Origin of the sequence: Vibrio sp. 10N.286.49.C3, assembly GCF_041469545.1 — a bacterium.
GTDB classification, from domain to species: Bacteria; Pseudomonadota; Gammaproteobacteria; order Enterobacterales; family Vibrionaceae; genus Vibrio; species Vibrio tasmaniensis_A.
In genome coordinates, this window is sequence record NZ_JBFRKT010000010.1 from 78,229 (window position 1) to 90,453 (window position 12,225).

Consider the following 12,225-nt stretch of genomic DNA (forward strand, 5'->3'; position numbering starts at 1 on the left):
CTCCCCAATACGAGACAGTGATTCATGTTTACAACAAAGCAAATCCATAAAACAACGTACTGGTATAACCCTAAGTTACTCACTGAAGACGTTGAATTGGCTTTTTCTGTGGATTATTGGAAGGCGAATCAAGCAATACTGGGGCACGCTCAAGGTAGAGGAACAACATGGTTTGTTAAGGGAGAAAAAAGCGATTTCGCTCTTCGACATTATCACCGCGGCGGCTTGTTTGGAAAGCTAGTTAGAGACAGCTATTTATTTACTGGATTAGAGAGCTCACGAGCATACCAAGAGTTAATGTTACTTGAGCTTCTAGCTAAACATAACGTTAATGTCCCAAGCCCAGTTGCTGCAAAGGTATCGAGAGAAGGGATCGTTTACAAAGCCGATATTTTAATTGAAAAGATTTCCGACGCCGAAGACTTAGTAAAGATATTGTCGAACAAAAAACTATCCGATACCCATTTCAACGATATTGGCCATCAAATTCGAAAAATGCACGATGCAGGGGTCAATCATACCGACCTCAATATCCATAACATTCTCGTAGATAAAGCAGGTAAGGTTTGGATTATCGATTTTGATAAATGCTTAACGCAGACAGGCAGCAACTGGAAAAAGAGTAATCTAAAGCGACTCGAGCGCTCATTCGAAAAAGAAGTTCGATTAGGAAGGATTGATGCTCAGCACTTTGATTTTTCACAAATTGAACAAGGGTACAAAGTGAGTACCCTTGAGAGTCTATGATTTATTCTTCTTTCAAACCAAATAACTTACGAAGTTTCTTTTTCTTTTTATAGATATGCCCTCGAATCACTTCAGCAAGAGGGCGCTTGAAGGACACTTCTTTAGCTAAGCGTATTTGCTCTTCAAATGGTTTAACTCCATGTTCTTCAAAGAACTGTTCCAACACCGTTCTCGCCCAGTCTTTTCGTCCACTCGTTGAATAATGATTGAGCCAAGCTTTCGCTGGTTCAATATTCACCTGTGTAGAGAGCGCTTCAGATAACGCAAACTGTTCTAGAGTGTGTGCCTCACACCCTTCTTGACGCAACGCTTGAATCAACACATCGGCATAATCAAAAGCTGATGTGTGCTTCCCGGTGATACCGATGACTGCCGATGCCCACATAACTGAGTCTGGATTGGTGCGGTAGATACTGCCATCCATAAGCTTTATATCTCTATCTCTGATATGTGCGTATTCATTAGTGCTTGGCAAAGTATTGATGTTCACTTCTGAGCAAAACAGTAACGCGTTTTTATCCGATATAGAGTCGAAATAGACATTTGTTGGCACGTTAAAGTACGTATCTGTATCTAAAAAAAGCAGTTTATCTTCAGGACTCAACTCTAAATTATCACAAAGATATTTTAAGCCGCGGTTCTTGATTCTAAAGTGATAAGTATTGTCTAGACTCCATTCAGCCTTTTGAGCTGGCGATATCGGAAACACTTTAATTGGCATATTAGCGAAGTGCTCAGGCTCTTCTGCTAGAACAGAAATTTCAGGCCTAGTTCCATTTGCCTCAACCCAATTGGCTAAAAAAGACAAAATGCAAAACCTTGCGCCTTGATAGTAAGTTCTATCATTGCCATAAATGACAAATGTTAAGTGTTTTCTAGCCAATTCTGATTTCATAATTTAGTACTTCGTAATATTTTTAAAAAGTGCTTTGTGCTTGCTGCTGACATGGCTTCGAACATGAGTTCGGTATCCCTCTTTAAACCAACTTCTAACCGTCGCATAAAGCCCTGAGGTTCTACCACTCAACTCACTATCAAATGCACCGGTTTTACTGCCCTGACGAACCAAAGGTGGGTGTGTCCAAAAAATATTGTACTCTAATGTCGTTCGTTCATTACCAATATAACCATCAATAGGTGCGTCGGTTATATTGTTTTCCATATGCTCTACCATTGCGCGAGCAAAACTAAGGTCATAAAGCAAACCACCAGTAAGCTTGTTCGTTTTACACAAGTACAGATGTTGATTTGGTACTCTTACTGATGTGGGTACTAAACTCGACGCCTCTTCAATATTTACAAGATACTTTTCTTCACCAGCAAGTTCGCTTTGGAAAGCTTCTAGTTGCTCAATAAAATCGCTATTTAAAAAAGCATCATCTTCTAACACTAATACTTGTGGAATTTGTTCTTCTACGACTTTTTTCATCACTAAGTAGTGCTTATAAAAGCAAGACTTCTCAGGGAGCCTCAGTGAGTCGTCAAAAAAGCCATTTCTAACGTCATCAGATAGATCATCGATATCACCAGCTAACATATATTCGTAATCAGTGATGCCCACTTCTGGCAGGTGCTTATCTATATGTTTTCTACGTTCTTCGTAGCCTTTGCTTACATGGATAACAAAAGTTTTGATCATGGTGATGTCTCAATATTGGTTGACTGATTATTGGTGGCTGAATGATGTATCAATTGGAGTGTTTGTTGTAACGCACCTTGATTCTGTTGAACTATACCATAGCCTATTCGCCCTTTTTCAATTAACTCTTTAGGCTTGGATAATGCACTGATCATTTGTAAAGCAAGCTCATTCTCATCGGCTACAACAGACAGTGCGCTTGACTCGATCAATTGATTCGCTAGGTCTGAAAAATTGAAGTAGCTCGGCCCTGTTAAGCAGTATTTTTGAAGCAGCGCAGGTTCGATGAAGTTATGCCCTCCTACTTTCTTTCCAAGTAGGCTTCCTCCCATAAAGACAAGATCGCTCGCAGAAAGCATAACCATAAGCTCTCCCATCGTATCCCCTAGGTAGACATCGACATCGAGCGGTAACTCGTCAACAACTTCGGTTCGACGCACTAACAGTAAATCTTGGTTTTTGGCCAATTCTGCAACTGAATTAAACCGTTCAGGGTGACGAGGTACTATCACTAAGAGTAATTTTGGCAGTTCTCTTTTGGCTTGCTGGTAAGCTCTAAATATTTGTTCATCTTCACCCTCATGAGTGCTCGCGGCGACGAAAATCTGCCTACCCTGTCCAAAAATACTTCTAAGATGTTCACCTTGTGCGATTATATTATTATCAATCGACACATCGTACTTGATTGAGCCTGTGACAATGACTTTTTCGCTCGGCGCACCTAGCAACTCAAATCGAGATTTATCATCAGAGTGTACCGTCAATATTAAATTTAACTTAGAGATAGTCGGATAAATTAACGAACTCATTTTTTGATAATTACTGGCTGATTTTTCGGATAATCGTCCATTAACTAATATCATCGGAATATCATTTTTAGCAACGGTGTTAATGGTGTTTGGCCATAATTCCGTTTCAATAATGAGCATGTTATCTGGCTGAACGCGGTTGATAAAACGTTGAACACACCAACTAAAATCAATAGGCATATAACGATGGCTAATCGAACCGCTCATCTTTTCGACCTGCTCAGCGCCTGTACTCGTTGTTGTAGTGATCAGTATTCTTTTATCTGGGTTTTGTATCGCCAGTTGTTCAACTAACTTTTTACTCGCCAGCACTTCCCCTACTGAAACGGCATGAATCCAAATCACACCCGATTGTCTATTCTTAATAGGCGGTGTAAATCCGAAATGCTCTTTCCAGCGATGACCAAAAGGCGGTTTGTTTGCTTTGGAGCGATATAAGCCCCAAAGCAGAATAGGGCTAACAAGGAAAAGTAGCGCGGTATAGGCCCAACGAACGACGATGCTCATATAACGACCTTATTTATATTTTGCCTTGGGAAATAACATCAAACTGCTCAATAGCACTAATGACTCTACTCGGCATTAACTCAGTGAGGCACTTTAGGTGCTGCTTGGGACAAGTTCGTTCAAAGCAAGGTCGGCACTCAATATCGGTATTGATGATCGCCAGTTTGTTCGTTAGCGGAGGCGTATATTTAGGTGAACTAGAGCCGTAAACAGCCACGACATTACAGCCCACCGCGGCGGCCACATGCATCAGCCCAGAATCATTGCTAACGACAGTACGACAAGCCCCGATCAAGTCTACAGCCTGAATTAAGCTCGTATCTCCAGCTAAATTGAAGCAATGCTGCTGCATATTAACAGGGACTTGTTCGATTATCTTTTGGGTTACTTCACGATCTTTAGCCGAGCCAAACAACCACACTTGGTAACCTTGCTTTATCATCGCTGTCGCTGCTGTTGCAAAGTGATTATCAGGCCAACGTTTCGCAGGGCCAAACTCAGCACCAGGACATAAACCAAGGACAGGCCTTTGATTGTTTAAACCAAATTGCTCCATAGCCTCTTGCTGGGTGGAGTCAACAACTTGTAGGCTTGGAAAAGGTAATGATGACAATTCACCTAAACAACCACTACCCGTCATTTCAGCTTTAGGGTGCGCTAACGCTACATATCGCTCTAACATGTATTGAAACGCTTTTTTATTGGTTCTAACGTCATTAAGCAAACCAAAACGCATTTCGCCTTTCCAACCAACTCGTTCAGGAACACGAGCAAACAGGGGAATTAAAGCTGATTTCGCGGAGTTAGGTAATACGTACGCTTTATCGTACTGTACTTCCCTCAACGATTTGCCGATCTTATAACGAGATTTCAGATCAAATTGCCCATGCCCTAGTGGCATTTCAAGAGCTTGATTGACTTGTGGCATTCTTTCCAAAATAGGCTTACACCATGCTGGCGCTAAAACATCAATTTTTGCGTCAGGATACTGTCTTTGTAACTCAATATATAAGCCTTGAGACATCACCATGTCTCCAACCCATGACGGGCCAATAATCAGAATTTTCATTTGTCTTGCTCATTAATAGCGTGTTCGTTAATAGCTTGACCAGATAGTCTAAAATATTCTTGAAGTGTTTTAATGCAAACCAACTTTTCTAGTCGTTCATCTTGGAAAGGAGCAAGGTATTCATGCGCATTTTTGATCATCTGTTCAGACTCTTTAGGGTTGTCTAAATAGTATTTTATTTTTTGCTCAAAATCCGACCAGTCATCCTTCACCTCGACATAATGTATGCCTGGCTGCAAAGTGCCTTCCATAAACCACGTTTCAAATTTCATTTTTGGAGTAACGACAAGTGAGTTTGAAGACATTGCCCATTTCAAGTTTGATGCAACATCGTTCCCTTCAAGGCAAATAATGAATTTGTACTGAAGCTGCTCTTCTACTGTCATAAATGGCTGTTGCCACTCTGGGTGTTGCTCTGAAGTATTCGATTGACCTGCATTCATCAGTGGATGACCATACAGAGTTTTCATAAAACGAATTCTATGTGGTTGAGTCACAGCACCACGGAATACGGCCATATTTTTTTTATCAGAAAAACTTAAGCTATCATCCACGAATCGGAAATGACGACGCTTATCTAATTTAAATAGTACAGAGTTACTATTGTTCCCATCAATCGGACGAGCTTTAAATAACGTTGGAACTGGCTCTATATGCGTTTCATCACCAAAGTAGTAACTGAAACGAAAGTACTTTGGAAAATAATGAAGAAACTCTTTAAGATCAAAGAAATAAGATGTATAGCCTTTTCGAGAATAATTACTAATCTCGCAGCTTAGACTAGCCTTATCAAAGTCGCCGAGCCCTTTTACGTAATAATTTACTCTGCTTTTTATATAGTCAGCTTGATCGGAATATGACTTTTCCAGCTTTTCAAACTGTTTTGAAAAATACAAACGAGGTGCGATAGAGAGCAAGGCATGTTTTAGATAATAAAATATCTTCATAGTTTCTCTTTATATTTTATTTTTGCGTAATGTAACGAAGGCAAAGTCAGCAGCCATAGGTAAGGAATTATCTACAAAGCTCTAGAGTTAGACTCTGCCTTTAGAAATGAAGACGACAAATTCCACAATAATACCCGTAATTTTATCAGATAAAGTGCCCTAGACACAGCTTCAAGTGATATCAACTTCTGTATTGAGAAGGACACATCTATACCTGACAGCTAGAGCAATAAAACGTGTTTCTTTGCCCGATTTTAAATTCCTGAATCAGCTCTTCACAGTTAGGACACTGTTGACCAGCCTTACCATAAACCTGCAGCTCTTGAGCAAAATATCCCGGTTTTCCATCCGCTTGGGCAAAGTCTTTTAGCGTTGTTCCACCCTGTCTGATAGCCGTCGTGAGTACTTGCTTGATCTCTTTAGTTAACAAGAGCCACTCTTGTTTTGTAACCTTACTTGCAGAGCGCAAAGGATTAATACGTGAAGAAAATAGCGCTTCATTGGCGTAGATATTACCCACACCGACCACGACTTTGTTGTCCATAATGAACTGTTTGACGGCGACCTTACGCTTTTCTGCTTTCTCAGCAATGTAATCGGCGTTGAAGTCGTCAGTTAGTGGCTCAGGACCAGAACCAAGTAATACAGTATGTATCTCATCAGGCGCCGACCATAACCACGCACCAAAGCGACGCGGATCGTTATAACGCAAAATCTTGCCATTGGTTAACTTAAGATCCACGTGATCGTGTTTTGCTGGCGGGAAATCGGCATCCAACACGCGCAGTGAACCTGACATACCAAGATGCACAATCGCAGTGCCTGTATCTGTCTCAATCAATAAATACTTTGCACGACGCGAGATAGAGCGAATCACCTGCCCTTCTAATCGCTTAAGTTCTTGAGGGATATCCCAACGCAGTTTGGGGGTACGAAAGGTAAGCGTTTTAATCGTCTCACCGACTAAATGAGGCGAGATCCCCATGCGGCTTACTTCAACTTCGGGTAATTCAGGCATAGTTAGTCGTCCGATAGAGATGGTTCGTCTGATATAGATAGCTTGTCTGATTTGAATGACTGGTATGATTTAAAGGACTGGTCTGAGCCAAAGCTTGGAAACAAGTAGCTTTCTTCAATAGACACCGCTAACCACTGATCATTCCAGTTTTTTAGCAACCAGAACTGAGGCAGCTGATAATAAGTAATACGTTGTGGTTCTTCTTGATCTTGATACCACACCTCAATGGTATGCGGGGTATTCAATTGTGGTGAGAGATCGGTATAAGTTTGAGAGTCAATTTCGGTGCCCACAAGTTCCTGCCACCTCTGTGACAGCTCTTGTGCACTGGTAGTTTGAGGAAGCACTGTGTCTTTAAATTGATAAGCCCAATGATCGTCTTCTACTACAACTGACCAATTAGCAAAATGCAAAGCTTGAAGCTCAGCTGCTGGATTTAAAAGAGAAGGATAAGAACCGCTGATCTTAACTTCAGGTTCGGGCTCGATAAGGTACGCTTTGATCAAAGTTGGAAGGTTTAACACGCCAATAAAAGCGATCACACTGAACATGAGTATGTTGTTCCACCGGCGTCCACGATATCTCATCTGATTCTGCTCATCTAACCTATTGAGTAATCAGTATATCGTGAAAGTGGCAATACTTTCTATGTTGTACGGTTTTCTATCTATCAGACGCTATATCAAACAAGAATAATTGAGTTACTCAAATTCTAGATATAAAAAAACCCAGCTATAAGCTGGGTTTTTAATTTATTCTTCTATAAAAGAAGAGACAAAGGGGCTATCAATTACTTGATTTTAGCTTCTTTGTACATAACGTGCTGGCGAACTACTGGATCAAACTTTTTGATCTCAAATTTGCCTGGCATGTTACGCTTGTTCTTGTCAGTTGTGTAGAAGTGACCAGTTCCAGCAGAAGATACTAGACGGATTTTCTCACGAATGCCTTTAGCCATTGCTTAATTCCTCTTAAACGTTTTCGCCACGTGCACGGATATCAACAAGAACAGCATCGATGCCTTTCTTATCAATAATACGCATGCCTTTAGCAGTTAGACGTAGTTTAACAAAACGTTTTTCGCTCTCTACCCAGAAACGGTGAGTTTGTAGGTTCGGCAGAAAACGACGCTTGGTAGCATTGCGTGCGTGTGAACGGTTGTTACCCGTTACTGGACGCTTACCAGTTACTTGACATACTCGGGACATGAATGTCTCTCCAAATCGTTTCAGCTCGATATCAACCTTGGTGGCCGAACCTCTCTATCAATTCTGAAAATAGAGGTAAAAACCATAATGGAAAATCCATTCAAGGCTATCAAAGGTCGCGTATTATACTAACTTGACATGCATTGCTCAAGACCCGAACAGATCCTTTTTAAGGATTTCGTGATCTTTTTTTGAACAGGGCAGCTATTTGAGTAATCAGAGCTGATTTAAGGTTCTAAAATGTGGGCGGAATGATAGCAGATTTAACGCAACTAACAACCTAAAATGTGATTCAAATCCATCCGCGCTCTGCAAAAGAGATAACTTCGCCATCTCCAACGACAAAATGGTCGAGAATTCGGATGTCCACTAGTGCCAATGCGTCGGTTAATCTACGTGTAATTCGCCTATCTGCTTGGCTTGGCTCTGCGACACCGGAAGGATGGTTGTGCGCTAGGATTAAAGCGGCAGCATTATGATGAAGTGCCCGTTTAACCACTTCTCTCGGGTAAACAGATGCTGCATCGATGGTTCCTTCAAACATCACTTCATCCTTTATTACTCTGTTTTGGTTATCTAGGAACAATATGTAGAAGGCTTCTCGCTGGCGATCACGCAATATACTCGAAAGATACAACTTGGTGTGACTTGGGCTAGTTAGTGCATCCCCTCGAGATAAAGTCTCGGCCAAATAACGTTGCGTCATCTCCAAAACAGCCTGCAACTGGACATATTTCGCCTGCCCCATCCCTTTATGGGCACAAAACTCAGCCTCCGTTGCAGAAAAAAGATGGCGAAGCGAACCAAAATCTTTGATCAACTTGTCTGATAGCTCTAAAACATTCATTCCTTGTGTGCCCGTTCGAAGAAATATAGCTAACAACTCCGCATCACTTAAGGAGTCGGGGCCTCTACTCAGTAACTTTTCTCTTGGCATCGACTCAACAGGCATTTTACTTATAGGCATATAAAGGCTATCTAGGGTGATGAATACGATCCATCAGCCTAATCCGTTTGTCTACGGAGAGCTTCCACAGCTTTATAAAAAAGACTAATGCCTAGCAAAACCGTGTAATTGATAAGTTTGATAACATCAACTTGATGAGTGTCAAACCTGTTCCAATTCTGCTTCTAGGCACTAATCCTTTGTTCTGATATCGTTAGTCCCAGAGAAATTAAGGAACAGAATCATGCAAACATTGGTTAATCAACTGGATAACGCTGACCAACAAGGCCTAGCTGGAAAAAAAATCCTACTTGGCATTAGTGGTGGTATCGCAGCTTATAAATGTGCCGAACTGACTCGACGCTTAATCGAACGTGGTGCGCAGGTACAAGTCGTCATGACTAATGCGGCTAAGGAGTTCATTACTCCTCTCACCATGCAAGCTGTCTCTGGAAGGCCAGTGTCTGATAGTTTGCTTGATCCTGCTGCTGAAGCTTCCATGGGGCACATCGAACTGGCGAAATGGGCTGACCTAGTCTTATTAGCACCCGCAACCGCAGACCTTATTGCGCGTATGACCGCAGGCATGGGTAACGACCTACTGACCACTTTGGTTTTAGCAACCGATGCGCCAGTTGCGGTATCCCCAGCAATGAACCAACAAATGTACAGCCACCCTGCAACTCAAGAGAACATCGCAACGCTAAAACGTCGTGGATGTGAAATCTGGGGTCCGGCAGCTGGTGAACAGGCCTGTGGCGATGTTGGTATGGGGCGTATGTTAGAGCCAATGCAACTGGTCCATCGTTGTGAAGACTTCTTCCAACCTAAACCTCTGACTGGCCGTTCGGTGTTAATTACTGCGGGTCCAACTCGCGAAGCGATCGACCCAGTTCGTTACATTACCAATCATAGCTCGGGCAAGATGGGCTATGCACTGGCTGAAGCGGCCGCGAAACAAGGTGCTACGGTAACTCTAATTAGTGGCCCTGTATCACTCGCGACACCAAATCAGGTTAATCGCATTGATGTAGACAGCGCACAACAGATGTTTGATGCCGTGAATGCCAATGCTGCTCAGCATGATATTTTCATCAGCTGCGCTGCGGTTGCCGATTACCGCCCAGAGACCATTGCAGACCAGAAGCTTAAAAAAGTCGATAGTAAAGATGACATGACCATTCAAATGGTTAAGAACCCAGACATTGTGGCTTCCGTTGCCTCAATGACTGAAGATCGTCCATTTACTGTCGGCTTCGCAGCAGAAACTCAAGATGTCGAGAAGTATGCGCGCGGAAAATTGGAAAGAAAGAACCTCGACATGATTTGCGCCAACGATGTCTCTGTCGAAGGCCAAGGCTTTAATAGTAGTAGTAATGAGTTGCACCTTTATTGGAAAGGTGGCGATAAATCTCTACCTCTAGATAGCAAAGACTCTCTTGGTTTACAGATCCTTAATCAGATCCAACAGCTTATTGACGTATAAACGCACAAATTTTACCCTGACAATACGCTGACACCTCTCGATTCTGTTGACCTAGGTCTTACAAAACTAGGAACAGAATTGAATGGTGTTTATAATCCTTCTTCACTCAATCCTCATCTTTAGGAAAGGAAGTAAATAGATGGCCGGTACTCGAAAATCAAACCGTCGTGAAGAAATCCTGCAAGCTCTAGCACAAATGTTGGAATCGACCGAAGGCGCTTCTCGTATCACAACGGTAAAGTTGGCCAAGCAAGTTGGTGTTTCTGAAGCTGCGTTATACCGCCACTTCCCAAGCAAAGCTCGCATGTTTGAAGGCTTGATCGAGTTCATTGAAGAAGCGTTGATGTCTCGAATCAACCGTATTCTAGATGAAGAGAAAGACACACTAGAGCGCATACGCCTAGTGCTACAACTTATCTTGGTTTTCTCAGAACGTAACCCAGGCCTGACTCGAATTTTATCGGGTCATGCTCTAATGTTTGAAAATGAACGCCTACGCGATCGCATCAATCAGCTTTTCGAACGTATTGAGACACAACTTCGTCAAATTCTACGAGAAAGAAAGCTTCGTGAAGGGAAGTCATTCCCGGTTGATGAAAAAATCTTAGCGGCTCAATTGTTAGGTCAGGTTGAAGGAAGTTTAAATCGATTTGTTCGCTCGGACTTCAAATATCAACCGACAGAAAACTTTGATGCTTATTGGGCTCTACTCAGCGCTCAGATTAAGTAAACTCAATATCTTAAGTGATGGTTATGACGACGAAAAACTCTCCTGCAAGTAGCACGGTACAACACGTTATTAATAAGCCACCTTTTACCCTAGCACTACTGCACCCTAAATATTGGGGAGTTTGGTTTGGCTTTGGGTTACTGGCTTTTATAGTCAACATTCTACCTTACCGAGTATTACTACTATTAGGCCGTTCGTTAGGTGCTCTTGGTGCCCGCTATGGAAAAAAACGCGTAGCGGTAGCGACACGTAACTTGGAATTAGCCTTCCCCGATAAGCCAGCAGATGAAGTCGCGGCAATGGTCAGCGAGAATTTTAAAAATACTGGTATGGCATTGGTTGAAACCGGTATTACGTGGTTTTGGCCAACATGGCGCTTCAAGCGCATCCTAGTTGATAAAGATACCGAAGTTCTTCGTAGTCATCAGGCTAACGGTAAAGGCGTTCTACTATGTTGTGTTCATGCCTTGAATCTAGAGATCACAGCCCGAGCAATGCCGATCTTGGGTATTCCTGGCCTAGGTGTTTATCGCCCGCATAACAACCCAGCTTATGAGTTCATTCAATACCGCGGTCGAACTCAAAACGGCAACCGTCTAGTTCACCGTAAAGACGTAAAACGTATGATCCGAAGACTGCGACAAGGTGAGACCCTTTTCTACCTCCCTGATCATGACTACGGTCGCAATAAATCTGTATTCGTACCTTTCTTTGCAGTAGAGGATGCAAGCACCACCACTGGAACCAGCATTTTGGCTTACACCAGTCGATGCGCGGTCGTTATTGGGTCTGGCTTTAGAAATGCCGACGGTAAATATGAAATCATGGCCGACGAATCAATCGAAGATAACTATCCGCAGAAAGATGAAAAAGCGGCAGCAGCGTATATGAACCGCTATCTTGAGAAGATTATCTTAAGAGCCCCAGAGCAATGGATGTGGCTACACAAGCGCTTCAAAACCATGGAAGATCCAGAAGCGGAAAAAGGCATTCGTTACAAGTAAACGAGCCTTGTTCTGTCCAATAAGATTTTAAGTAAAAAAATGCCCGAAAGAGTTTCATCTCTCGGGCATTTTTCTTTTTTTAAACTCTAAACAGAGGGAACTAAACCATTAGGTT

The 12,225-nt window shown here is 42.3% G+C and carries 14 protein-coding genes; 4 read left to right on the forward strand and 10 right to left on the reverse strand.

The window, feature by feature from the left end; genetic code table 11:
• Nucleotides 1-24: 24 nt before the first annotated feature.
• Entirely contained in the window at nucleotides 25-747 is a 723-nt protein-coding gene (locus AB4180_RS06210; RefSeq protein ID WP_102248994.1) for a 3-deoxy-D-manno-octulosonic acid kinase, read from the forward strand.
• A 1-nt stretch (nucleotide 748) separates the two neighbouring features.
• Here the strand turns inward: AB4180_RS06210 and AB4180_RS06215 are convergent, their stop codons facing one another.
• The 10 genes from AB4180_RS06215 to radC form a co-directional block, all read right to left on the reverse strand.
• Nucleotides 749-1,642, reverse strand: coding sequence for a hypothetical protein (locus tag AB4180_RS06215; protein WP_102248995.1), 894 nt, complete (start codon nucleotides 1,640-1,642; stop codon nucleotides 749-751).
• A gap of 3 nt (nucleotides 1,643-1,645) precedes the next feature.
• Complete coding sequence (locus AB4180_RS06220) at nucleotides 1,646-2,386, reverse strand: glycosyltransferase family 25 protein (protein WP_065678238.1); 741 nt, start codon at nucleotides 2,384-2,386, stop codon at nucleotides 1,646-1,648.
• Complete coding sequence (gene waaA, locus AB4180_RS06225) at nucleotides 2,383-3,702, reverse strand: lipid IV(A) 3-deoxy-D-manno-octulosonic acid transferase (protein WP_102248996.1); 1,320 nt, start codon at nucleotides 3,700-3,702, stop codon at nucleotides 2,383-2,385. Before waaA ends, AB4180_RS06220 begins: the two co-directional genes overlap by 4 nt.
• Before the next feature lie 13 nt (nucleotides 3,703-3,715).
• On the reverse strand, nucleotides 3,716-4,771 hold the full coding sequence (gene waaF / locus AB4180_RS06230) for a lipopolysaccharide heptosyltransferase II (protein WP_102248997.1): 1,056 nt from the start codon (nucleotides 4,769-4,771) through the stop codon (nucleotides 3,716-3,718).
• Entirely contained in the window at nucleotides 4,768-5,718 is a 951-nt protein-coding gene (locus tag AB4180_RS06235; RefSeq protein ID WP_102248998.1) for a glycosyl transferase family 90, read from the reverse strand. The genes waaF and AB4180_RS06235 overlap by 4 nt, the downstream gene beginning before the upstream one ends.
• Before the next feature lie 208 nt (nucleotides 5,719-5,926).
• A complete protein-coding gene (gene mutM / locus AB4180_RS06240) occupies nucleotides 5,927-6,736 on the reverse strand; it encodes a bifunctional DNA-formamidopyrimidine glycosylase/DNA-(apurinic or apyrimidinic site) lyase (RefSeq protein WP_102248999.1) in 810 nt (269 codons plus the stop codon).
• A gap of 2 nt (nucleotides 6,737-6,738) precedes the next feature.
• Nucleotides 6,739-7,287, reverse strand: a complete 549-nt coding sequence (locus tag AB4180_RS06245; RefSeq protein WP_102249000.1) for a hypothetical protein — start codon at nucleotides 7,285-7,287, stop codon at nucleotides 6,739-6,741.
• Nucleotides 7,288-7,526: 239 nt separating this feature from the next.
• Nucleotides 7,527-7,694, reverse strand: a complete 168-nt coding sequence (gene rpmG, locus AB4180_RS06250) for a 50S ribosomal protein L33 (protein WP_002535344.1) — start codon at nucleotides 7,692-7,694, stop codon at nucleotides 7,527-7,529.
• Nucleotides 7,695-7,707: 13 nt separating this feature from the next.
• Nucleotides 7,708-7,944, reverse strand: a complete 237-nt coding sequence (gene rpmB / locus AB4180_RS06255) for a 50S ribosomal protein L28 (RefSeq protein ID WP_004728407.1) — start codon at nucleotides 7,942-7,944, stop codon at nucleotides 7,708-7,710.
• A gap of 292 nt (nucleotides 7,945-8,236) precedes the next feature.
• Complete coding sequence (gene radC, locus AB4180_RS06260) at nucleotides 8,237-8,911, reverse strand: DNA repair protein RadC (protein ID WP_012603038.1); 675 nt, start codon at nucleotides 8,909-8,911, stop codon at nucleotides 8,237-8,239.
• 223 nt (nucleotides 8,912-9,134) lie between these two features.
• On the opposite strand from radC, the gene coaBC reads away from it, so the two are divergent.
• From coaBC to AB4180_RS06275, 3 genes are all read left to right on the forward strand, one after another.
• Entirely contained in the window at nucleotides 9,135-10,376 is a 1,242-nt protein-coding gene (gene coaBC / locus AB4180_RS06265) for a bifunctional phosphopantothenoylcysteine decarboxylase/phosphopantothenate--cysteine ligase CoaBC (protein WP_102249001.1), read from the forward strand.
• A gap of 139 nt (nucleotides 10,377-10,515) precedes the next feature.
• On the forward strand, nucleotides 10,516-11,106 hold the full coding sequence (gene slmA, locus AB4180_RS06270; RefSeq protein WP_004741428.1) for a nucleoid occlusion factor SlmA: 591 nt from the start codon (nucleotides 10,516-10,518) through the stop codon (nucleotides 11,104-11,106).
• A 23-nt stretch (nucleotides 11,107-11,129) separates the two neighbouring features.
• Nucleotides 11,130-12,110 carry a Kdo(2)-lipid IV(A) acyltransferase gene (locus tag AB4180_RS06275; RefSeq protein ID WP_029223859.1) on the forward strand — a complete coding sequence of 327 codons (981 nt, stop codon included), beginning with the start codon at nucleotides 11,130-11,132 and terminating at the stop codon, nucleotides 12,108-12,110.
• Nucleotides 12,111-12,225: the final 115 nt, after the last annotated feature.